The organism is Sulfurisoma sediminicola, assembly GCF_003865015.1.
Taxonomy (GTDB): Bacteria; Pseudomonadota; Gammaproteobacteria; order Burkholderiales; family Rhodocyclaceae; genus Sulfurisoma; species Sulfurisoma sediminicola.
Genome location: NZ_BHVV01000003.1, coordinates 58,325 through 79,940 on the forward strand (window position 1 = coordinate 58,325; position 21,616 = coordinate 79,940).

The following is a 21,616-nucleotide window of genomic DNA, read 5'->3' on the forward strand; positions in this document are numbered from 1 at the left end:
GGGACAGTACAATGCACGCTTCGTAAAAAAGAACCGGGACGGATGATGACGGGCGCTGGCCTGATGGCGGTGGGATTGGGGGCGATGTTGGGGGCGTGGCTGCGCTGGGGCCTGGGCGTCTGGCTCAATCCGCTGTTTCCGACCATGCCGCTGGGGACGCTGGCCGCCAACCTGATCGGTGGCTACCTCGTCGGCGTCGCCGTGACGGTATTCCACATCAACGTCGAGCTGCCGGCCGAACTGAAGCTGTTCCTGATCACCGGCTTCCTCGGTGGTCTCACCACCTTCTCCACCTTCTCCGCCGAAGTGGTGGCGCTGATCCGCACGGCGCAGTTCGGCTGGGCCGCCGGCGCCGCGACGCTGCACCTGTTCGGCTCGCTGCTGATGACGGGGCTCGGCATCTTCACCATCCTGCAGCTGAACAAATGAGGTTCGATCCCGCAGCGCGGCTGGCCGCACGGCCGGCCATCGCCTATGACGAGGCGCTGCCGGTCAATGTTCGCCGCGCCGAGATCGCCGAGGCGATCCGGGCGCACCAGGTCATCGTCGTCTGCGGCGAAACCGGTTCGGGCAAGACCACGCAGCTGCCCAAGATCTGCCTCGAACTCGGTCGCGGCAGCAACGGCCTGATCGGCCACACCCAGCCGCGCCGCATTGCCGCGCGCGCAACGGCCAGTCGCATCGCGCAGGAACTCAAGTCCGAGCTCGGCAAATATGTCGGCTACAAGATCCGCTTCACCGACCGTACCACGCCCGAGAGCTACATCAAGCTGATGACCGACGGCATCCTGCTGGCCGAGACCCAGACTGATCCGCTGCTGCGCCAGTACGACACCATCCTCATCGACGAGGCCCACGAGCGCAGCCTCAACATCGACTTCCTGCTCGGCTACCTGCGGCAGTTGCTTCCGAAGCGCCCCGATCTGAAGGTGATCGTCACCTCGGCCACGCTCGACGCCGAGCGTTTCTCCAAGCACTTTGGCGGCGTGCCGGTGATCGAGGTCTCGGGCCGGCTCTATCCGATCGAGACCCGCTACCGGCCCTTCGGCGAGGACGACGACCGCGATCTGAACGAGGCCATCGTCGACGCGGTCAGCGAGGCGCACCGCGAGGGGCCGGGCGACGTGCTGGTGTTCCTGCCGGGCGAGCGCGAGATCCGCGAGGCGGCCGAGGCGCTGCGCAAGCACCACCCGCCGGGGCTGGAGATCCTGCCGCTGTTCGCGCGCCAGTCGGCGCAGGAACAAAGCCGCGTCTTCTCGCCGCACCAGGGCCGCCGCGTGGTGCTGGCGACCAACGTCGCCGAGACCTCGCTGACCGTGCCGGGCATCCGCTACGTCGTGGACTCCGGGGTGGCGCGGGTCAAGCGCTACTCGCATCGCAACAAGGTGGAGCAGCTGCAGGTCGAGCCGGTGGCGCAGGCGGCGGCGAAGCAGCGCGCCGGCCGCTGTGGCCGCGTGTCGGCCGGCGTCTGCTTCCGCCTCTATGCCGAAGACGATTTCGGCAAGCGTGCGCCCTACACCGAGCCGGAGATCCTGCGCTCGTCGCTGGCCGGCGTGATCCTGCGCATGAAGTCGCTGCACCTCGGCGACGTCGAGGACTTCCCCTTCCTCGAGGCGCCGCTGCCGCGGATGATCACCGACGGCTACCAGTTGCTGGCCGAACTCGGTGCGATCGACGAGGCCACGAAGGCCCTGACGCCGGCCGGCCGCGAGCTGGCCAAGCTGCCGCTCGACCCGAAGATCGGCCGCATGATCCTCGCGGCGCGGCAGGAGGGCTGCCTGGCCGAAATGGTGATCATCGCCTCGGCGCTTTCGGCGCAGGACCCGCGCGACCGCCCTGCGGATGCGGCCGCCGCCGCCGACCAGGCCCACGCCAAGTGGAAGGACGAGCGTTCCGAGTTCCTTTCCTACCTCAAGCTCTGGCATGCGGCCGACGAGGTGTGGAAGCACGAGAGCTCGAACAAGCAGCGCCAGTGGTGCCGGCAGAATTTCGTGTCGTGGCTGCGGCTGCGCGAGTGGCGCGACGTCCATGGTCAGCTGATGACGCTCTGCCACGAGCACTCGTGGAAGGAAAACCAGCAGCCGGCGAGCTACGAGGCGATCCACCGTGCCTTGCTTGCCGGCCTGCTCGGCCACATCGGGCTGAAGCACGAAGCCGAGCCGCATTACCTCGGCGCCCGCGGCATCAAGTTCTTCATTCATCCGGGCTCGAGCCTGGTGAAGAAGGCCGGGCGCTGGATCGTCGCGGCCGAGCTGGTCGAGACCTCGCGCCTGTTCGCGCGCTGCATCGCCAAGGTCGAGCCCGAATGGCTGGAGAGCGTCGGAGCCCACCTGATCCGCCGCCACGTCTACGAGCCGCACTGGGAAAAGGGGCCGGGGCAGGTGGTGGCTTGGGAGCGCTTGACGCTGCACGGCCTGCTGCTGCAAGCCAAGCGCCGCGTGCATTACGGGCCGACCGACCCGAAGCTCGCGCGCGAGATCCTGATCCGCGCCGCGTTGGTCGAAGGCGACGTCAACGAGGACTGGCTGAAGAAGTGGCGCTTCCTCCAGCACAACCAGAAGCTCAAGCGCGAGATCGAGCACCTCGAGCACAAGTCGCGGCGGCCCGACGTGCTGGTGGACGACGAACTGGTGTTCGCTTTCTACGATGCGAAAATTCCCGCGGGCATCATTACGCTCGCCGCCTTCGAACAGTGGCGGCGCGAGACCGAGCAGAACGAGCCGAAGCTGTTGTTCCTCGAGCGCGAGCAGCTGATGCGCCACGAGGCGGCCGGCATCACCACCGACGCCTTTCCGCCCGCGCTCGAACATCGTGGCCAGGCATTCAAGCTGGCGTACCGCCACGATCCCGGCGCGGCCGACGACGGCGTGACGCTGTCGCTGCCTCTGGCGGCGTTGAACCAGGTGCCGCCGACGCGTCTCGAATGGCTGGTTCCCGGGCTGCTCAAGGAGAAAGTCGTCGCGCTCCTCAAGACGCTACCGCAGAAATACCGCCATCGCGTGCAGCCGCTCGACGGCTTCGCCGAGGAGTTCTGCGAGAGCGCGCACGACAAGGATGAAACCCTGGTCAAGGCGCTGACCCGTGCCGTCGAGGAGAAGATCGCGCTGAAGCTGCCGCTCGACGCCTTGCGTCCCGGCGAGCTGCGGCCGCATCTGCTGCTGAACTTCCGCCTGCTCGACGAGCATGGCGGGACGCTGGCGATTTCGCGCAACCTCGCCGAGCTGCGCGCCCATTTCGGCGATCGCGTAGCCAAGGCCTTCACCCAGGCGGAGGTCAAAACAACAGGTGCCGCACCGGGGGAACTGTCAGGGCTGAAGGACTGGAGCTTCGGATCACTGCCGGAGTTGCTGGAGATAAAAGTCGGCGGTGGCGGGACGGCGATCGGCTTTCCCGCGCTGGTCGACGAGGGCGATTCGGTGGCCCTGCGCGCCATGGACAGCGAAGAGAAGGCCATGGCCGCTCATCTCAGGGGGCTGGCACGCCTGTTCGCGCTGAGCCTGAAGGAACAGGTGAAGGCGATCGAGAAGCTGCCGACCCTGCGCGACATGGCGCTCGCCTTCATGCCTTTCGGCACCGAGAAGGAACTGAAGGAGGCGCTGGTCGTGGCGACGCTCGAGCGCACCTGCCTGATGGAGCCGTGGCCGACAGACGCGGCGGCGTTCGCCGCCCGGCGCGAGGCGGCAAGGGGACGGATCTTGCTGGTGGCGCAGGAAATCGTGCGCCTGGTCGGCACGATACTCGGCGAGCAGGCGACGCTGCAGAAGAAGCTCGCGTCGATGCAGAAGGCGTTCCCGGCGATCTGTGCCGACATCGCCGCCCAACTGGCCGAACTGCTGAAGAAGGGCTTCATCACCGCCACGCCGTTCGAGCGGTTGCAGCACTACCCGCGTTACCTGAAGGCGGCCGCGCTGCGCCTGGACAAGGCCCGGGCCGATGCCGCGCGCGACGCGCGGCTGCTGGCCGACTGGGCCTCGCTGGCGAGGCCCTTCGAGCGCGAGCGCGGGCAGCAGCTCAAATCGGGCGTCGCCGACCCCTTCCACGAAGAGTTTCGCTGGCTGCTCGAGGAGCTGCGCGTGGCATTGTTCGCGCAGGAGTTGCGCACGCCGTCGCCGGTGTCGGTCAAGCGCCTGCAGAAGATGTGGGAGGGCCGCCACCATGGCTGACGTCGTGAGCGTGCTGGCCGCCTGCGGCCTGGCCACGCGCGACCTCGGCCGCGGCGACATCCTGCGGCAGGCGCTGTGGCCGCCGCTTCTCGCCTTCGCGCTGTGGAGCGGCGTCGCCGTCTGGGTCTGGCAGCCGGCCAGCGCGTGGATCCTCGCCAATCTGCCGGACTGGGCGTGGCTGGCGTGGATGGGCGCGTGGCTTGCGCACATCGCGCTGTTCCTGGTCTTCGCGCCGCTGATTTACGGCACGACGCTGCTGCTGCTCGCCGGCTACGCGCTGCCGCGGATGATGGCGATCGTCGCCGCGCGCGACTATCCGGATCTCGCGCGCCACGGCGAGGGCGCGTTCTGGGCCAGCCTCGGCAACACGCTGGCGGCGGGACTGGTCTATGTCGTCGGCTGGCTCGTCATGCTGCCGCTGCTGCTGATCCCGGGCATGCTGCTGGTGCTGCCGCTGGGCTGGACCGCGTGGCTCAATCAGCGTACGTTCCGTTTCGATGCCCTGGTGGAGCATGCGCTGCCGGCCGAGCGCAGGCGCATCGTCGCCGGCCATCGCGGCGACTTGATGCTGGCGGGCCTCGTCTCCGCGGCGGCGCTGCACGTTCCTTTGGCGAATCTGCTGGTGCCGGCATGGACCGGGCTCGTTTTCGTTCATCTTTGCCTCGGTCGCCTGCGCGGCCTGCGGCGCGCGGAGGGCGTATGGATCGAAGCGTCGTGACCGGTTGGGGCGCGATCATCATCGGCGACGAGATCATGCGCGGCAAGCGGCAGGACAAGCACTTCGTCCGCGCCATCGAGATCATGGCGGCGCGCGGCCTGCATCTCGACTGGGTGGAATATCTGGGTGACGACCGGGCACGACTGGCGGATACGCTGCGGCGGACGATGTCAGGCGGCGACGTCGTGTTCAGCTTCGGCGGCATCGGCGTCACGCCCGACGACCACACCCGGCAGGCGGCCGCAGCCGCGGCCGGCGTCGCGCTCGAACTGCATCCCGAGGCGGAACGGGAGATCCGTGCGCGCATGGCCGAGATGAGCCAGGAGGTGACGCCGGCGCGGCTCGAACTCGGCACTTTCCCGCTCGGCAGCCGCATCGTCCCGAATCCGTTCAACCGCATCCCCGGGTTTTCCTTTGGCCACCACCACTTCCTTCCGGGATTCCCGCAAATGGCGTGGCCGATGCTCGAGTGGGTGCTCGACACGCACTACCCCGAGTTCTTCCGCCAGAAGACCGAGGCGGAGTTCGCCCTCATCGTCTGGGATGGGCTGGAGGGCCAGCTGCTCGACCTGATGCGTCGCATCGAAAGCGAGTTTGCCGGCGTGGCGGTGTTCAGCCTGCCGTCGTTCGGCAGCGAGACGGTGCGGCGGCATATCGAGCTCGGCGTGCGCGGCACGCCGGAACTGGCGGCGGCGGCATTCGCGGCGATGCGTGCCGAGCTCGAGCGGCGCGGTTGCGAACTCGGCGACAAATAAGGGAAGCGCCAAACGCCATTATGTCTCTGATGCACATGACAGGAGGCTGGATGTCATGTGAAATGGGGTATGGCGAATCATCTTGGCAGTCCTCTCTCTAGGCTTGTCCGCGAACGGGCTTACCGTGCCGGTGACCTGAAGGTTGTCGAGCAGCAGGAAGCCGCCGCACGGGAGAAGATCAAGGCTGCCGTGAGTGCACTACGCGCCATCAGGGAGCACCGTCGGGGCATCGAAGAGAAGCTGAAGACGCTGGACGCAGAGATCGTGAAGCGCGCAGCCTTTGATGCGGCCCTGATCCGCCCGATTCGGGCGTGCCCGCGCCTCGGCCCCTTCCGCTACGGAGAATTCAGGGCGGAGATGATCAAAACCCTGAAGGAAGCTGCGAGGCCCGTCACGACGCGGCAGGTCGTCATGGCAATGGTTCGCGCCTTTGGGATGCCGTTCGCTATTCCCGCCGAGCGGGAAGCCACCCGTCGTCGTGTCGTTGAGACGCTGCGCACGCTCGCCCGCCGAGGCGCAATTCAGCGCCTGCACGATACATCAAAGAACGCGGAAGGACTCTGGCTCTGGGAAGGCCTCTAGGCCGGCGCTGGAGCGCGAAACAGCAGCTCCGCCTTGCGTTTGTTTCCCCGGCAGTAGTTGAACCAGTCGGCTGACAGTCCGGCACCGCAGACTCGCCCCAGCAGCATCGCCATCTGACTCCGCGTATCGGTACGCCGGACATCCTCCCGCCACGCCATCTCAGTCGCGTAGTCCAGCATGTATTTCGGCGTGATGCGGTGATAGATGCCGATGCTAGAAACGGAAAACCCCCGACAGCAGCGCTGCCGGGGGAGGAGTTATTGAACAGACAACTGAACGTGCTTGCCTGTCCGTGCCAGCATGTCCACCAAGGCATCAATGGTGAATTTAATGGCTTTCTTGTTGATTACGTCGGAAACACGCGGACGTGTTACGCCAAGAATCTCCGCCGCTTCAGCTTGCTTGAGCTTCTTTGCTTCAATCCATCTCGCCAGTTCGGTCATCAAGGAATCCTTGATGGCCAGCTTCTCGGAGATGATTCGTTGCGACTCAGCCTGCAGCGCTGCCGCTTCTTCCGGTTCGAACCCCAAGTCAGCGAACACGTTGCCGCCGACAGGGGTAATGTGCATAGATTTGGTCTCGATGCTCATTTCTTACTCCTTTCCTGGATAACGGCCTTGTAGCGAGCAGCCGCAATATCCTTGTCGTGTTTGCTGGTCGAAGTCGTCTTCTTCTTGAAGCAGTGCAACACATAAACTGCTTCCGGAAACTTGGCGACGTACATCACGCGGAACCAGCCATCGTCGAGATTGATGCGGATTTCCTTTGTTCCCGCTCCAACCACGTCAAACGGCTTCCACTCATCAGGTTCAAGTCCTGCCTGGACCTGACTGAGTTGGTGTCCGGCCTCCTTGCGGGCATTAGGTGTGAAGATGCCGTCATCCTTGATGTCTCGCAACGAAGACCCTCGCCAGTCAATCGGTTTCTCTTCCATGAATTTTCCTTGCTAGTGTATCAAATTTTATACACGCCGCAAGCCTTTTCTCCTTTATTGAAATGCGGAGCGCACCTGTCCCCCGGACGGAAAAGGTGGCGCTTTCCCGCGACGGATTGATACATCATCGAACCTTTTTGGGCTGTCGGCCGGACAGCCAGTAGAAACAGTGCGCTACCTGATCAAATTCAGGTATTCGCCTGAATATTTTGCTTGCGACCTGATAAGAAACCAGGGCGCATGGGCTTCGTTTGTCCGGGATGGACTGGCTGTAGCTCGCCGTCTTTGGTGCCAATGCACCGGAAAGTCAGACCATCATACCCGCATAGCTCACTGCGCTAAACATTGCAGTAAGAGAGATGGTCACGTTAGTTAAGTAATGTTGGTCGAGCACTACTTGGCTTGGTGGCCCTGGTACACAACCCATTGATCAATCTAAGGTTGTGCATCAGAGACATAATGGCGGCGCCAAAATAAAAGCCCCGGCCGGGGAGGAGGTCCGGTCGGGGCAGTCCCGGCCGAAGCCGGGGAGGAGGAGCGGGTGAGACTCAGGCAGCCAAATTAGGCGGCTTTCTTGGCCTTGGAGCCGACAGCCTTGACGGTGGCGCTGGTCGCGGCGGCGACGTTGGCTTCGGTCATCTCGGCGACCTGCTTGGCGGCCTTGGTCATGCTGTCGTAGGCCGAGTTGGCGGCGGCGATCGCGGACTTGACGGCGGCGACGGCGACATCGGAGCCGGCCGGGGCGTTCTTGGCGGCCTTGTCCAGCGCGGTCGACACGTTCTTGTTCAGTTCGGCGAACTGGCCTTCGAACACCTTGCCCAGCTCTTCCTGGGTCTGGGTGGCGATTTCATAAACGCTGCGCGAATAGGCGACGGCCTTCTCGAGCGAGGGCTGGGCCAGCGTGCTCTGCATGGCGATCAGTTCCTGCGGATCCTTGGCGGCCATCAGGGCCTTGGCGTTGCCGACGGCATCCTCGAGGAGGACGCGGGCGGTGTTGAGGTTGAGGGCGGCGAGGCGCTCGGCGCTGGCGAAGGCGGTGTTGGCGATCGTCAGCAGGGTTTCGACGTTGGCTTTGTTGGCGCTGCTCAGTTGCTCGGGGGTCGTGTACATGGTTCTCTCCTAATGGTCAAAGTTGATTTATTACCACTGCGCGCCGGAGGACTGTGTCACCGAAGCGCTTTGTTGCAGTGCATCACAATTTGAATTATAGGGGCGAGGAACCGGAAGTCAAGAACTTTTTGCTGCAATGCACAATATATTTGTGTGAGAAAATAAACACTGTAAAAACAACGTTATATAGATTGTTTTCGAGTGCCGGAGCGGTGCCTGAACGACGAAAGTCGCCATCGCTGCGGCGCTGCAGCGATCATTCCGGCCTTATTCGTCGCGCGGATTGGCGATCGCGGGGGCGGGAGCGAGGGGGATTTCGACGCCCTTGGGCGGCGGCGGGGTGCCCTTGGCTGATTTGGACTGAATCACGGCCCGCACGCGGTCGGGTTTGCCGGCGGTGGCGGCGCTGGTGCCGTCGGGGCCGCTGGTGACGAGGTAGCGTTCGGTCTTGCCGTCGTAGGAGATGTACTGGCCGCGCACTTCGTCGAGGCCGCTTCGGACCATGGCGCGGACGAAGAACTGCGCCTTCTCCGCCTTGCTCTCGTACTCGATGCGCTCGGCCTCACCCTCGATGAACTCGTCCTTGCCTTCGCGCTTCTGGCGGAAGCGGGCGAGGCCGTTGGCGCCGCCGTAGGCCGTGCCCTGCTGGAAGCCTTCGGTGTCCTGCTTCACCACCAGGCGATCGGTGCGGATCACCAGCGTGCCCTGCACCAGCTGCACGTTGCCCTCGAACACCTGGACCTTCTGGATGTCGTCGACGGTGATGCGGTCGGCTTCGAGGTTGACCGGCTTGTCGCGGTCGGCACGCTCGGCCAGGGCCGGGCCGGCCGCCCACAGTAACGCGAGACACAGGGCGGGCGCCCAACGGCGCACGGGAACATTCGAATTCGTCATGGCGTCTTTCCTGCGTCGCGATGGATGACCCCGCGCACCGGCCCGAGCAGCGTGGTCTGTCTGGTCTTGTTGTCGGCGATCAGCCCGCTGCCGGTGACGACGCTGCGGCCCTGGGTGATGGTCACCGGGGTATCCGTGCTGGCGGTTTCGAGGTCCGGCACGACGTCGAGGCGCTCGGTGCTGGCTTCGATCGGCAGGCCGCCACTTTCGGCGCCGCGCACCAGGCGGACATTCTTTTCCAGGCGGACCTGCTTGGCGTCCTTCGACACCAGCGCCTGTTCGGCCGATAGCTGGGTCGGCGGCGTCGCGTGGAAAATCACGCGCGGCGCGATCACCGTGGTCGTGTCGTCGTCCGGGTAGTGCAGCATGCGCGTCGCGCTCAGCGTGTTTTGCAGCGTGCCGGCGGAACCGAAGCTGCGCACCGAGAAGCTGTCGATGATGAAGTCCGGGTCATGGCGGTGGCGGCCGCTGCGGTCGCCTGCCGGCCCCTCGCTGATGGTCTGCAGCCAGAAAGTGAGTGCTGCCAGCACCCCGACCAGAAGCAGCGGAAAAAGGGAGCCGGTGTGCTTCATCGGGGGCCTAGGCCGGTTTGCCGCCGAGGTGCGGTGCCAGGACCGCGTCGAACTTGCCCTGGGCGCGCAGGATCAGTTCGCACACCTCGCGCGCTGCACCGAGGCCGGCGGGCTGGCCGGCGACGTAATGCGCCTGCTGCTTCACCAGCGCATGGGCGTCGGGCACGGTGGCGGCGAAGCCGCAGGCGCCCATGATGGCGAGATCGACGATGTCGTCGCCCATGTAGCCCGCCTGGGCGAAATCCAAGCCCTCGCGTGCCAGCAGCTCGGCCATCACCGCGCGCTTGTCCTCGACCCCCTGGAAGACGAGGTCGATGCCGAGGTTCTCGGCACGGCGCTCCACCAGCGCCGACTTGCGGCCGGTGATGATGGCCAGACGGATGCCGGCATTGGCGAGCAGCTTCATGCCGAGCCCGTCGCGGCTGTGGAAGGCCTTCATCACGTCGCCTTCCGCGGAAAAGTAGAGGCGCCCGTCGGTGAGCACGCCATCGACGTCGAAGCCCATGAGGCGGACGTTCCTGGCGCGGGAAAGGGCGCTATCCGACATCAGACCACCTTGGCGCGGAACAGGTCGTGCAGGTTGAGGGCCCCGGCCAGCGTACCGTCGGCCGCGGTGACGGGCAGGACGTAGGTCTTGAAGCGTTCCATCATCTCCACGGCCTCGACGGCGAGCCGTTCGGGCGCGATGGCATGCGGCTGCCTGGTCATGACCTCGGCCACCGCGGCGGCGCGCAGGTCGCCGACGCGCTCGATCGCGCGGCGCAGGTCGCCGTCGGTGAAAATGCCGACCACGTGCCGCGCGGCATCGACGATGAGCACCATGCCCATGCCGGCCCGCGTCATCTCCAGAAGCGCCTCGGCCAGCGTCGCGGCTTCGTTCACCACCGGCATGGCATCGCCGCTGCGCATCACGTCGCGCACATGGGTCAGCAGCTTCCTGCCCAGCGCGCCGCCCGGGTGGGAGCGGGCGAAATCCTCGGCGTCGAAGCCGCGGGCGTCGAGCAGGGCGACCGCGAGCGCGTCGCCGAGCGCCAGCGCGGCGGTGGTGCTCGCGGTGGGGGCGAGGTTGAGCGGGCAGGCCTCCTCGGCCACCGAGGCGTCGAGATGGACGTCGGCCTCGCGTGCCAGCGGCGAATCGGGATTGCCGGTGATCGCGATCAGCTTGCCACCCTGGCGCTTCACCAGCGGCACGATGGTGAGCAGCTCGTCGTTGCTGCCGGAATTGGAGATCGCGATCAGCACGTCGTCGTGCGTGATCATGCCGAGGTCGCCATGCACGGCTTCGGCGGCATGGACGAAGTAGGCCGGGGTGCCGGTGCTGGCCATGGTCGCCGCGATCTTGCGCGCAACATGGCCCGACTTGCCGATGCCGCTGACGATGACGCGGCCGCGGCTGGCGAGGATCAGGGCGAGCGCGCGTTCGAAGGCGCCGTCGATGCGTCGGGCGAGCGCCGTGATGGCATCGGCCTCGATGTGCAGAACGCGGCGGGCCAGTTCGATCGAATGGCCCGCGGACGAGGGCGTGGATTGGGCGCGGGACATGGTGCCAGATTATAACAACCGCAAAAACAAAGCCCGCCGAAGCGGGCATTGTGCGGAGGAAATGTCGTTGCGCCGCCGATTGCTTCCGGCGAGTCAGCTCCGGTAGTCGCGGCAGCGGTGGAGAAACCACGGCGTATCGGTTACCGGATCCTGCCAGCGCGGCGCTTCGTCGTCCCCGAGCCTTTGCCGCAGAACGACCGAGTCCAGAACGGGGTCGCGGCAAAGCGCAATCAGAGCTTGCCTCACGGCGGCCTCGTGTCCCTGCCAGGCTGGAGGCAATATGCCGGCCGTTGCCTTGGTAGCTTCTGTCAAGGTTGCGACGCGGCCCAGTCGGCGCTGCGCCTCCACAGCCGTCTGCCGCGAAAAGACGACACCGACGCTTTGCTGCAAGGATGCGTAGTTGCCCTGGCGCAGGAGAAACCAGGTGTAGAGAAAATTGTCCTGCCACAGCACGGTAGCGGTCGGTGCCAAGGCGCCGGCGAATGGCCGCTCGGGCGAACGGGCGAACAGTAGCTGCTGCAAGGGATCGCGGGCCCGGTACCAGCCCGGCGCCGCAAGCACCAGGAGCCCCGCGGCCAGCAGTGCCGCGGCCTGCGGTCGGCGATCGGCCAGGCGCAACAGCAGCCACAGCGTTGCCGGCAGCAACAGTGCCAAGGGACCTTCAAGAAAAGCCGCGAGATCACCCCGGGGCATTTCTTGGGCAATTGCCGCCAGGCGATAGCCGACCAGGCCGAACTGTTGCAGCAGCGCCAACACCGATTCGAGCATGATGACTGCAAGGGCCAATCCGCCAGCGGCGGGAAGCCAGCGGGGAAGTGTCGGCGGCGTTTCATCCCGCCAGGCACTCCTGGCGATTCCGGCCAGAATCAGCGCTGCCGGGCCGCCCAGGGTGTTTGCCGTCATCGCCGCAGCTGCGAGACCGGCCAGGAGCCAGCGGTCGGCTGCGGACCTTCGCCAGCGCTGCGCAAAAATACCGGTCAGCGCCAGTAGTCCTACAACCTTCAACAGCCAGAGGACGCGCCACGGCTGGGACTGGATCAGCAATGCGGCATGCGTCGCCGTACCGAGTGCCGCCAAATAGAGGCTTGCCGCTCCGGCCAGCGCGAGGGCGCGGCAGACGCGGCGGACATGGGGTTCCGCGCCGATCGCTGCCACCAGCAAAATTCCGATCCAGGTCAACGGCTCGAGCAGTTCGCCCCATTCCCATGTGTCGAGCAGAACGAAAGGTGCGCGGCGACGCACCAGCTCCATCCACTCGTCATCCATGAGGAACGCGGGAGGCAGCAAAAGCGCCAGCACCGCCGTGCCGACGACGACAAGCACGACGGTGCGCCAGCCCGGTTGCGAGTGGAAAGCCGTGACAAACATCACTGCGGCCAGCGCGATGATCGGATGGATCAGGCAAGCGCCGACGGTCGCGGTCAATGCCAGCCATGGCCGATTTCCAAGACTTGCGGCTACGGCCAGGAGCACCAATGGCTCGGCCCAGCTGCGCGCGGTCAGAAAGCCCTCGGCATAGTGAAAAATCTCCATCGAGCCGAACTGCCGCGGCAGCGAAAAGACCAGTGCCAGGCCGAGCCACAGCGCGGTACCGTGCAGCCACTGCCGGGCGATGACGACCGCCGTAAGTGTCCAGGCCAAGTGTGCGGCTACCAGGAGCAGCAAGGTCGCCTGGCCTAACCCCAAGCCCTCGGCAAGCCGGGCGTAGGGCAGGCTGAAGAGGGTGTAATCGTCCTGCGAGCCGAACGCGAAAAACAGGTCGCCGCGAAATGCAGCGGGGTTGTCCCGCGCGATGGACTGGACGGCATAAAAAATACCATCGTGGTGGATGCCGAAGTAGCGATGGGTCAGCAGCCAGAACGCCAGCAGCGTCAAGGCCCCGGCGACATTGCGAATGTACTGCGGCATCATTTTTCAGGCCGAAAAAAAGCCCGCCGAGGCGGGCTTTTCGGAGCGGAGCGTTACGCAGTCACAGGCCCATGCAGACGATGAAGGAGGTCGAGTCGTCGACCGCTGACGTTGCCAGAGCGGCGCTGCCACGGGCGTGAGTCAGTGCGACGACGCGCATCGAACCGGTTGCCGTGTTACCGTCATCCAGCGTCGTGTCGAGTTGCTTGGCGTACTTGCCAAGGATGCCCGTCGAGCAGACGAGGTAGGTCGGCGTCAGGCCGCTGATATACGCTCCCCCGGTTGCGGCGGAACCGCTTTCGATTCCCATCAGACCGCCGTCTGCGTTGCGCGGAATGTAGGTCGCATCGGCAGTGGAGGTCGGGCCGGCGGCGAAGCCGGCGAGGCGAATGTGCTGCCAGAAAACGAAGCTCTCGTCGGTCACCGAGTTGGCCGTCCACACGCCATCGATGACACCGTTGCCTTTGGCGCAATGGCTCGCGGCATCCGGGGTGCAGGTGTTGCCGCTGGTACCGAAGCGGCCGGCAGCCAAACCGGTCACACCGGCGTCGTCGCCCGGCAGCGCCTTGTACTTATCCTGATAGCCGTAGATGAATAGCGGTACATTGCGGAAATCCTGGGCGAAGTTCTTCACCTTCGCGCTGTTGATCAGTTCCTGACCCTTGAGCACGCCGCCGAGCAGCAGGCCGATGATGACCAGGACGATGGCGATCTCGACCAGCGTAAAACCTTGTTGTTTGCGGTACATTTGCGGTCTCCTTTAAAGACTGTGTCTAGCCTTAAGCAACTACGATGCCAGCTTTCCAAAAGACCTGAAAGTTGCTTTTGGCCCCCCAAAACCCGGCTGCGAAGCCTTGCCCCGTCTGTTTTTCGACGAATATGTCGATTATTCGACACTTAAACCTCTTCTGATGGGACTGTCGGTCGACACTTCTGATGCTCGCCTGATCGCCTGGCTGGCACCGCGTCGGCGGGGCATCCTGCTGGCGATGCTGGTCCTGCTGCACCTGACCCTGCTCGAAGGGGTGGGGAGCGTGATGGACAGGGTACTGATGGTCATCCACATCGGCCTGTTCTTCCTCTGGCAGCCGTTCGTTCGCACCGAGCAACGCCTGACCGCATGGCATCTGGTGATGGTTCTGGCCATGGTCGCGGCCACCGTTTTCATGCAGGGTACCGCCCTGATGATGCTTTGGACGATGCTTCTGGCCGGCATCATCGGCGGCAAGGTGTTCGTCCTCGGCAGCCGCTGGAACCGCCTTTTCCATCTGGCGGCGCTGGCCTACCTGATCGTGGCCCTGCTCATGTTCCTGTTGCCGGACCTGTTGCCGACCAGCGCGGTGATCAGCCTTCCCCTGGACCGGTTGGCGCGCTTCGGCCTGCCCGTGATCTTCGTCCTCATGCTGGCGCTTCCGAGCGAACGCGACGTGCAGGACCGGCCGGAAATGATCGACTTCGCCTACAGCGTTTTCGTCTTCCTGCTGCTGGCGGTGCTGGTGCTCGGCAGCGTGGCGGCCATGCTGCTCACGGGTCTCGACTATGTCGCCTCGCTGCTTGCGGTGCTGCTGGCGATGGGCGCGGTGTTGCTGTTTCTCGGCTGGTCGTGGAACCCCCGCGGCAGCTTTTCGGGCCTGGGTCTGTTCATATCGCGCTATCTGCTGTCGGCCAGCCTGCCCTTCGAGCTGTGGGTGGAATCGCTCGCTTCCTATCCCGCCGGCGAGGCCGAGCCCAACGAATTCCTCGACTGGGCATGCGGGCAGTTGCTGGAAGAGGTGGTGTGGATCAACGGCATCACCTGGGCTGCCGCGGTCGGTGGCGCCACCGTGGGGCGGCGCGAAGGACATCTCGTGCGTTTCCATCAGAGCGGGGTCGATTTCGTCATCTATACCGGCCACCCACTCACGCCGGCGATCATCTGGCAGTTCAACATCCTGTTGCAGCTGCTCAACGAGTTCTATCTCGCCCGCCTGCGGGAGAGCAAGCTGCGCGAACTCGGTTACCTGCAGGCAATCTACGAGACGGGGTCGCGCCTGACCCATGACGTCAAGAACATCCTGCAGTCCCTGAACGCGCTTTGCGCCGCGGTCGAGAGCGAGGGTGCGGTGGCGTCGCCGGAATTCCAGGGACTGATACGGCGGCAATTGCCGGCCATCGCCCAGCGCCTGCGCCAAACCCTCGAAAAGCTGGGGCGTCCGCTCGGCGACCTCGGCGCCCTCACGCAGGCCGAGGCGTGGTGGCGGGAACTGCAGGACGCGTATGCCGGGCGCGATATCGGCTTCCTCAGCGACGGCGACCTGAGCGGGAAGAGCCTGCCGGTCACCCTGTTCGCCGCGGCTGCCGAGAACCTGTTGCAGAACGCCTTGGAAAAGCGACAGCTGCAAACCGACATCCCCATCGGGGTGACGCTGATGGCGACGGCCGATGGCCTGACGCTGTTGGTGTGCGACGGCGGCACACCGGTGCCGCCAGAGCTTGCCGAGCGGCTGGGGAGCGAGCCGGTCAAGTCCGCGAATGGTCTCGGCATCGGCGTCTTCCAGGTCGGGCGCCTGGCGGCCAAGGCTGGCTACCGGCTGGAACTGCACAGCAATCTCCCGGGACAGGTCTGCTTCCGTCTTGCCCCGGCCGGCGCTGCCAAGGCCTGAGCCAGGGCGGTCGTCCAGCTCAGGCGCCGGTTTCGGTTTCCGCTTCCGTCGCAGCGTCTAGCTTGCGGCCGATCAGGCGATAGACCGTCATGTTGCCCTTGCCCTTGAGGTAGATCGTCTGCGGTTCGTGGAAATCGAACAGATGCTGCAGGCGGTGATAGGTCACGGTGTCGCACTGGATCATGCCCGGCACGCCCTCGGCGGTAATGCGGCTGGCGATGTTGACCGTGTCGCCCCAGAGGTCGTAGATGAACTTCTTCTTGCCGACGACGCCTGCCACCACCGGGCCGGTGCCGATGCCGATGCGAATTTCGAGGTGGGCCTGGTTGACCATGAAGTCGCGGTGCAGCAGCTCGCGCATGGAAATGGCCATGTCGCCGATGGCCGCGGTGTAGTCCGCCGCATCGTCGTTAAGTCCGCCGGCGACCATGTAGGCATCGCCGATGGTCTTGATCTTTTCCAGCCCGTGCTGGCCGGCGAGATCGTCGAAGGCCGAGAAGATGCGGTTGAGCATCGCGAACACCTGGTTCGGCGCCATGTTGGCGGCGACCTGGGTGAAATTGACGATGTCGGCGAACATCACCGAGACGTCGGCGTAACCGTCGGCGATGGTCTGGTCCGAGTTTTTGAGGCGGGTGGCGACGGGCTCCGGCAGGATGTTGAGCAGCAGGCGCTCGGCGCGCTGCTGCTCGATCTCGAGCAGCCGGTGGGCGTCGTCGAACTTGGCCTGGATCTTCTGCTTCTCCTGGATGGAGTAGTGCAGCAGGCTATAGACGATGGTCGACACCGCGATGAAGTTGAGGGCGAAAAAGACCACGCTGGTGCGGACCGGCACCGCCAGGGTGGCGGACGCGGCATCGGCCAGCAGGAAGTCGAACATGCCGGAGAGCGCGATCATGAAGCACCAGGCGAAGAACCAGGCCACGGATTCGCCCACGCCGAAGAACAGCACGGCGCCGACCGGCGCCAGCAGGCCCCAGAGCGAGATGCCGCTGGCCGTAATGAAGTTGCCGATGGTCCACTGCACGACGAAGGGCATGAACAGGAACAGCGCGGTCTGGGTGATACGGAAGAAGTTGAAGTTCCGCGTCCCGATGTAGAGCAACATATTCGCCACCAGCAGCAGCTGGAAAACGAAGGGCAGGGTGGAAGAGAGTTGCGGTCCCAGCACCCAGTAGATGGTCAGCCACAGCATGGAGGTGACGCTGATCAGGCCGGTGGCCAGCATCAGCAATGCCTTGTTCAGCCTGAGCTCGAAAGGGTCACTGGCCTCGATCCCGGCGCTGCGCAGCCGTTCGATGAAGGTGTCGTTGATCGGGGGATCAGGGATGCGGCTCATGGGGGGAACGGCTATGGCGTTTAGCTCGGCTGGCAGTGTCTCAAGAACGCGGGGGACGGTCAAGGCAGCTTGCCGGCGGCGATCATGCGGTTCATCAGCAGATTGGGCGACAGCCAGATTACCTGGTCGTCGATGGCGAATGAGCTGACGAAGGTGGCATCGGCATCGGCATTTTCCGCCTCGTCGCCGGCGGCCCCGGAAATCAGACTGCCCGAGGAAGTGTAGGCCCCAGACGCGAGCTTGCCATGTGACACGACGACTGCCGGGACGGCGCTGGAAACGATTGCACCGCCGCTGGCCTTTGTGAGAACCGAGATGTCGCCGGGGGTGCATAGTGCGAATGCCGCGTTGACCGGGTCGGAGGCCGGTGTGCAGCCGAAGGTCGTCTGGGGGATGCCGCGGGCGAAATTGAGCGTGACGCGGTAGGTGTAGCGGTTGCCCCAGGCATCAGTCTCCGGAACTCCGAGCGTGGCCCACGGCAGTATGCCGCCGGCGCTGGTGCAGGCGAGCGTGGAGCCACTGCCCGTCGTCACTTCGACGCCGGCGCCGGCAGTTCCGCTGGGGATGGTGGCGGTCGCCGGGCAGGGCAGGCGGCCGTTGACGACGGCGAAGCCGATCAGGGCTTCGCGGATTTCGCTCAGGGCCTTCTCCGTATCCTGCCGCCCCTTGATGTCTTGCTGCGTGCTCAAGGGAACCATCAGGCCGCCGATCAGCAGCGCGACGATGACCAGAACCACGGTGAGTTCCATCAGGGTGAAGCCGTCCTGAGAAGAAAGTGCCCGGGGCGTCATTGGGTGCGGAACATCACGTTGGTGATCGAAATGCTCTGGTCGTCGCTGGCATTGGCGCCGCGCGCGTTGGTGAAGCCGACGTAAACATTGGCAAACGCGGGACCGGCGACATCGTTGATGACGATGCCGTTCTGTTCGATGGTGGCCGCAGGCGGAGCGCAGAGCTCCGGCAGGTCGCGGGCCAGATTCTGGAAATCGGCGGTGAGGCAGAAGAAGTCCGTGGGGTTGCCGATATAGGCTTTCATGTTCAGCGTCGACTGGCGTGTGGCCGCATCATAGCTCCGCCGGAGATCGAGGCGCACATGAATGTCGGTTCCTGTCGGCATGTTGGTTGTGGCGATGCCCGGCCGCGGGAAGACGCTTCCGGAGAAGCTGCCGCCTGGGTCGCCAGCCAGGGCGTAGGTGAACTGATAGGGCGCGGTGGTCGTCGCCGAGGTGACCGTGACGGTACCGTTGTAGGCGGTCGGATAGACGCCGGCAATATTGACCTGCTGGCCGACGACCAGGCCATGGGCGGCTGTGGTGACCACGGTGGCGGTCGCCGTGGCCCGCGACCAGCTCGCGCTGTCGATGGTGGTACTGGTCGCGCCAGCGGCGATGACCGTGCTGGTCATGCCGCCGCCGCCGAATTTCACGCTGCCGCCTGCACTATAGGCCCCGGGATTGGTGGCGAGCGGAATGGTGAAATGCGTCGCATCCGTTACCGCGACGGTGTGGGTGCCGTTGTATCCCGCGGGCGTCATGCCCGAAATGACGACTGTCTGTCCCGTTGCCAGATAGTGTGGGGCCCTTGTGGTGAAGCTGGCTTGGCCGCTGGACCACGCGGCGCCGCCGATCGCCTGCACGAGCGGTGCGAGCGCGAGGACGCCCCCCGATGAATAGAAGCCCGGGTCTGTGGTAAGGCGGAAAGTGAAATGCGTCGCATCACTGACGGTGACGCCATAGACGCCGTTGTAGCCGGCTGGCGAAACTCCGGAGATGGTAACGAACTGGCCGCTCACGAGGCCATGCGCCGCTGCTGTCGTGATCGTCGCCGTGCCGCCGTACGATCCCGACCATGACGCGCCGGCGATCGTGCGCAGGGGTGATGCCACCATGCCACCCGAAACGTATGTGCCCGGGTCGGCGCTGAGCGCGAAGGTGAAATGCGTTGCGTCGGTAACGGTGACCGAATGGGTGCCGTTCCATTGGGTCGGCGAAACTCCGCTGAGCGTCACAACCTGCCCGCTGCCGAGGCCATGTGCCGCCGAGGTGGTGACGGTGGCCGTGCCACCACCGGCGCTCGACCAGTTGGCGGCCGAGAAGGTGGCGACATGCGGGTAGTCGCCGGGGTCCGAGGCGAGGGCGAAAGTGAAGTGCGTGGCATCGGTGGCGGTCACCGTGCGAGTCCCTTTGTAGCCCAGCGGGCTGACGTCGGAGATGACCACGCTCTGGCCAGTGGCGAAGCCGTGGGCGGCAGTCGTCGTAATGGTGGAAGTGCCGCCCGCCCAGCGGGCCGCGGCGACATTGGCCGTCGGCGTCGCCGTCGCGGCGGTGATGCTCAGGCTGCGCGGGTTGAGCGGCTGGCTGCCGTCGCCGGCGACGCCGGTGTTGTGGGTGACGTCGTCGCTGCCGTCCTGCGTGGTACTGGACGGCGCCGGGTTGTTGTCGGCGGCGGAACCCCAGTAGTCGAAGGCGTAGTGGTGAGGCGAGCCCGAACAGCCCGAGGGAGGGTCGTTGCGTGTCGAATTGCACTGCGTGTCGAATTCGAGGGCGAGCTTGGGCGGCCGGATGCCAGCGACGAGGGGCCCGGGGTTGTTGGCAAGTGCGTAGGTGAACCGGGTGCTGCTCAGAATCGACACGATCGCTTCGTTCGTCACTTCGTAGCCGCGCGGGGAAACGCCGGTGACCGTGACGCTCTGACCGGCCGAGAAGCCGTGCGCCGTCGCTGTCGTGATGGTTGCGAGTCCGCTGAACGACGACCAGGACCTTCCCGTGACGGCAACTGTCGTCGCGCCGACTGTCGCCGTTCCCGAAACCGGCGCTCCGGCGTAGCCGAGGCGCGTGCTCGAGGAGGCGCCGGACATCAACGGGTCGATGCTGGTCGGATCGTTGGTAGCGGCGTCCGCCAGCGCGAGCGTGAAGCCGGGGCCGAGCGTATTGATTCGGTACTTGAAATAGATCCGCAGCTTGCCTTCCTGAAAGCCGGTGTTCGATTGATTGGCGCTTTGCGAGCTGGTATCGAGAGGCAGCGCCGTCGGATACCAGACGGCGCCCGCACGCGCATAGCCCGTTGCGCTGCCGAGATTGATCGTTGGCGTGCCGCTGGTGGTGACCGATGCCACGGTGCTGCCGCCGCCCGACGAGGCTACCGTACCCGCGGCGAAGCTCGTGGCATCGCGGGCCAGGGAGGCGAAGCCGCCGGGGAAGAGACAACTGACGAAGTCGGCGCTCGGCGTCGCCGGAGCATAGGCCTCGTTGCCTGTGAATGCTGTGGCCGCACTATTGAGCAGCCCGAGAGCGCTTTCGAAGTAGTTGCCGAGCGTAGCCGTCCCCGGGATCTTCTGCGCGCTGGTGCGCGGCTGCCCCGTCGTCGTCCGCCCGGCGAAGGCGAGCGCGCCGCGGCAGTTGGCGGTGCCGCTATTCACTAGCAGGCAGGGTGCGTCGACGCTGGAGCAGGTGACGAGACGGAATTGCTCCGACCAGTTCGTGTAGTAGCCCGCGTAAGTCCCGGTGACGATCCCGGCCGGGGCATCGCCGATGTACTTGCCGGAGAACTGGGGGGTGTAACTACCGACATTGGTCGGCAGGCTCGCGTTGGCGGCGCCGGCATTTGAGGTGATGTCGGTCTGCATGCGGGCTTCGATGACCGACTTCGCCTCGTTGGCGAGGGTGTTGATCTGGCCAGCCGGAATCGCCGTGGCCGGATTGCCGAAATCGGCGCGTTTGATCACGCGGTCGAAGATGTCGGCCGGGGTTACGGCCACGATGTGGTCGTTGCTGGTAGTGCTGCCGGCAGTTCCCGGGGTCAGGGTGATCACCGCGGTACCGGGGGTGAAGGCATTGCCACCGTCGAGGTAGGCTGCGACCTCGCTTGGCGTCACGCCGCAGCGATTGGCGGCGGGAGTGCGGCTTTGGCCGGCGAGGGGCGGGCCGGCGGCGAAGATCACCGCGGCGCCACCACCATCGCCGCTGTCGGGCGTCACGGCCGTTCCGGCGATGGCGAACTGTCCCTGGGTGTCCCAATTCAGCGGTTTTGGAAGCGAGGTGCCGTCAGACGATGCCTTGTACCTGCCCGATACCGCATACCAAAGGCAAGTTCCCGAGTCATCACGTAGGTCGGGCAAGCCGAGTGTCCTGTACGGCAATAGCCCAACGACGGCCTTGCCGTCGGTCCCGCCACAATCAGCCTGCAGCGCATCAGCACTACCATCGCCGTCGGTGTCGGGACAGGGCAGATAGCCGAAGACGTCGTTGGGATGCGTATCCCGGTAGGTCGCCGCGTAGCCGATCAGCGCTTCCTTGGCCTGATTCAATACCTTAAGCGTGGCCTCGCTGCGCGCCAGTGGGCGTGAGGCGATCTCGAGTTGGCTGACCGTGGCGAAGACGATGCCGAGTACGAGGAGAACGAGGAAGATCGCCAGCGCGAATCCGCGCTGCCGGCGACGCTGGTCTCCGGCCATCATC

The 21,616-nt window shown here is 65.3% G+C and carries 18 protein-coding genes; 6 read left to right on the forward strand and 12 right to left on the reverse strand.

The genetic code is table 11. The features are described from left to right. Positions 1-45: 45 nt before the first annotated feature. From crcB to EJE94_RS06640, 5 genes are all read left to right on the forward strand, one after another. Positions 46-429, forward strand: coding sequence for a fluoride efflux transporter CrcB (crcB, locus tag EJE94_RS06620; protein WP_121242831.1), 384 nt, complete (start codon positions 46-48; stop codon positions 427-429). Further along, on the forward strand, positions 426-4,163 hold the full coding sequence (hrpA, locus tag EJE94_RS06625; protein WP_121242696.1) for an ATP-dependent RNA helicase HrpA: 3,738 nt from the start codon (positions 426-428) through the stop codon (positions 4,161-4,163). Before crcB ends, hrpA begins: the two co-directional genes overlap by 4 nt. After that, a complete protein-coding gene (locus EJE94_RS06630; RefSeq protein ID WP_121242694.1) occupies positions 4,156-4,881 on the forward strand; it encodes an EI24 domain-containing protein in 726 nt (241 codons plus the stop codon). The genes hrpA and EJE94_RS06630 overlap by 8 nt, the downstream gene beginning before the upstream one ends. Then, positions 4,863-5,636: a competence/damage-inducible protein A gene (locus EJE94_RS06635; protein ID WP_121242692.1), complete on the forward strand. Its 774-nt coding sequence runs from the start codon at positions 4,863-4,865 to the stop codon at positions 5,634-5,636. Before EJE94_RS06630 ends, EJE94_RS06635 begins: the two co-directional genes overlap by 19 nt. A gap of 69 nt (positions 5,637-5,705) precedes the next feature. Next, positions 5,706-6,218 (forward strand): hypothetical protein, encoded by a 513-nt coding sequence (locus EJE94_RS06640; protein WP_121242691.1) that lies wholly within the window; start codon positions 5,706-5,708, stop codon positions 6,216-6,218. A 257-nt stretch (positions 6,219-6,475) separates the two neighbouring features. Here the strand turns inward: EJE94_RS06640 and EJE94_RS06645 are convergent, their stop codons facing one another. From EJE94_RS06645 to EJE94_RS06685, 9 genes are all read right to left on the reverse strand, one after another. Beyond that, the gene (locus tag EJE94_RS06645) at positions 6,476-6,808 is read right to left on the reverse strand and encodes a helix-turn-helix domain-containing protein (protein WP_121242687.1); all 333 of its coding nucleotides are present in this window, start codon (positions 6,806-6,808) and stop codon (positions 6,476-6,478) included. Further along, the gene (locus EJE94_RS06650) at positions 6,805-7,152 is read right to left on the reverse strand and encodes a type II toxin-antitoxin system RelE/ParE family toxin (protein ID WP_121242685.1); all 348 of its coding nucleotides are present in this window, start codon (positions 7,150-7,152) and stop codon (positions 6,805-6,807) included. Before EJE94_RS06650 ends, EJE94_RS06645 begins: the two co-directional genes overlap by 4 nt. A 561-nt stretch (positions 7,153-7,713) precedes the next feature. After that, a complete protein-coding gene (locus tag EJE94_RS06655) occupies positions 7,714-8,262 on the reverse strand; it encodes a phasin family protein (RefSeq protein WP_121242683.1) in 549 nt (182 codons plus the stop codon). Positions 8,263-8,529: 267 nt separating this feature from the next. After that, positions 8,530-9,156 (reverse strand): lipopolysaccharide transport periplasmic protein LptA, encoded by a 627-nt coding sequence (gene lptA / locus EJE94_RS06660; protein ID WP_121242681.1) that lies wholly within the window; start codon positions 9,154-9,156, stop codon positions 8,530-8,532. Further along, positions 9,153-9,728 (reverse strand): LPS export ABC transporter periplasmic protein LptC, encoded by a 576-nt coding sequence (gene lptC, locus EJE94_RS06665; protein WP_121242679.1) that lies wholly within the window; start codon positions 9,726-9,728, stop codon positions 9,153-9,155. The genes lptA and lptC overlap by 4 nt, the downstream gene beginning before the upstream one ends. A gap of 7 nt (positions 9,729-9,735) precedes the next feature. Next, positions 9,736-10,275 carry a KdsC family phosphatase gene (locus EJE94_RS06670; RefSeq protein WP_121242677.1) on the reverse strand — a complete coding sequence of 180 codons (540 nt, stop codon included), beginning with the start codon at positions 10,273-10,275 and terminating at the stop codon, positions 9,736-9,738. Beyond that, positions 10,275-11,270: a KpsF/GutQ family sugar-phosphate isomerase gene (locus tag EJE94_RS06675; protein ID WP_121242675.1), complete on the reverse strand. Its 996-nt coding sequence runs from the start codon at positions 11,268-11,270 to the stop codon at positions 10,275-10,277. Before EJE94_RS06675 ends, EJE94_RS06670 begins: the two co-directional genes overlap by 1 nt. A 93-nt stretch (positions 11,271-11,363) precedes the next feature. Next, on the reverse strand, positions 11,364-13,181 hold the full coding sequence (locus tag EJE94_RS06680) for a hypothetical protein (RefSeq protein ID WP_121242673.1): 1,818 nt from the start codon (positions 13,179-13,181) through the stop codon (positions 11,364-11,366). A gap of 58 nt (positions 13,182-13,239) precedes the next feature. Further along, positions 13,240-13,926: a prepilin-type N-terminal cleavage/methylation domain-containing protein gene (locus tag EJE94_RS06685; RefSeq protein ID WP_121242671.1), complete on the reverse strand. Its 687-nt coding sequence runs from the start codon at positions 13,924-13,926 to the stop codon at positions 13,240-13,242. 163 nt (positions 13,927-14,089) lie between these two features. Between EJE94_RS06685 and EJE94_RS06690 the strand changes: the two genes are divergently transcribed. Further along, positions 14,090-15,820 (forward strand): ATP-binding protein, encoded by a 1,731-nt coding sequence (locus EJE94_RS06690; RefSeq protein ID WP_121242669.1) that lies wholly within the window; start codon positions 14,090-14,092, stop codon positions 15,818-15,820. Positions 15,821-15,839: 19 nt separating this feature from the next. On the opposite strand, the gene EJE94_RS06695 is transcribed toward EJE94_RS06690, so the two are convergent. From EJE94_RS06695 to EJE94_RS06705, 3 genes are read right to left on the reverse strand one after another with little or no spacing between them, the layout of a single operon-like run. Further along, a complete protein-coding gene (locus tag EJE94_RS06695; protein WP_121242667.1) occupies positions 15,840-17,159 on the reverse strand; it encodes an adenylate/guanylate cyclase domain-containing protein in 1,320 nt (439 codons plus the stop codon). Between the two features lie 59 nt (positions 17,160-17,218). After that, positions 17,219-17,950 (reverse strand): type II secretion system protein, encoded by a 732-nt coding sequence (locus EJE94_RS06700; RefSeq protein WP_121242665.1) that lies wholly within the window; start codon positions 17,948-17,950, stop codon positions 17,219-17,221. After that, entirely contained in the window at positions 17,947-21,615 is a 3,669-nt protein-coding gene (locus tag EJE94_RS06705; protein ID WP_121242663.1) for a hypothetical protein, read from the reverse strand. The genes EJE94_RS06700 and EJE94_RS06705 overlap by 4 nt, the downstream gene beginning before the upstream one ends. Between the last annotated feature and the right edge of the window lies 1 nt (position 21,616).

Bases quoted from the DNA above. Each gene is read 5' to 3' on its own strand.
- crcB (WP_121242831.1), top strand. From the start codon at position 46: ATGACGGGCGCTGGCCTGATGGCGGTGGGATTGGGGGCGATGTTGGGG.
- hrpA (WP_121242696.1), top strand. From the start codon at position 426: ATGAGGTTCGATCCCGCAGCGCGGCTGGCCGCACGGCCGGCCATCGCC.
- EJE94_RS06630 (WP_121242694.1), top strand. From the start codon at position 4,156: ATGGCTGACGTCGTGAGCGTGCTGGCCGCCTGCGGCCTGGCCACGCGC.
- EJE94_RS06635 (WP_121242692.1), top strand. From the start codon at position 4,863: ATGGATCGAAGCGTCGTGACCGGTTGGGGCGCGATCATCATCGGCGAC.
- EJE94_RS06640 (WP_121242691.1), top strand. From the start codon at position 5,706: ATGGCGAATCATCTTGGCAGTCCTCTCTCTAGGCTTGTCCGCGAACGG.
- EJE94_RS06645 (WP_121242687.1), bottom strand. From the start codon at position 6,808: ATGAGCATCGAGACCAAATCTATGCACATTACCCCTGTCGGCGGCAAC.
- EJE94_RS06650 (WP_121242685.1), bottom strand. From the start codon at position 7,152: ATGGAAGAGAAACCGATTGACTGGCGAGGGTCTTCGTTGCGAGACATC.
- EJE94_RS06655 (WP_121242683.1), bottom strand. From the start codon at position 8,262: ATGTACACGACCCCCGAGCAACTGAGCAGCGCCAACAAAGCCAACGTC.
- lptA (WP_121242681.1), bottom strand. From the start codon at position 9,156: ATGACGAATTCGAATGTTCCCGTGCGCCGTTGGGCGCCCGCCCTGTGT.
- lptC (WP_121242679.1), bottom strand. From the start codon at position 9,728: ATGAAGCACACCGGCTCCCTTTTTCCGCTGCTTCTGGTCGGGGTGCTG.
- EJE94_RS06670 (WP_121242677.1), bottom strand. From the start codon at position 10,275: ATGTCGGATAGCGCCCTTTCCCGCGCCAGGAACGTCCGCCTCATGGGC.
- EJE94_RS06675 (WP_121242675.1), bottom strand. From the start codon at position 11,270: ATGTCCCGCGCCCAATCCACGCCCTCGTCCGCGGGCCATTCGATCGAA.
- EJE94_RS06680 (WP_121242673.1), bottom strand. From the start codon at position 13,181: ATGATGCCGCAGTACATTCGCAATGTCGCCGGGGCCTTGACGCTGCTG.
- EJE94_RS06685 (WP_121242671.1), bottom strand. From the start codon at position 13,926: ATGTACCGCAAACAACAAGGTTTTACGCTGGTCGAGATCGCCATCGTC.
- EJE94_RS06690 (WP_121242669.1), top strand. From the start codon at position 14,090: ATGGGACTGTCGGTCGACACTTCTGATGCTCGCCTGATCGCCTGGCTG.
- EJE94_RS06695 (WP_121242667.1), bottom strand. From the start codon at position 17,159: ATGAGCCGCATCCCTGATCCCCCGATCAACGACACCTTCATCGAACGG.
- EJE94_RS06700 (WP_121242665.1), bottom strand. From the start codon at position 17,950: ATGACGCCCCGGGCACTTTCTTCTCAGGACGGCTTCACCCTGATGGAA.
- EJE94_RS06705 (WP_121242663.1), bottom strand. From the start codon at position 21,615: ATGATGGCCGGAGACCAGCGTCGCCGGCAGCGCGGATTCGCGCTGGCG.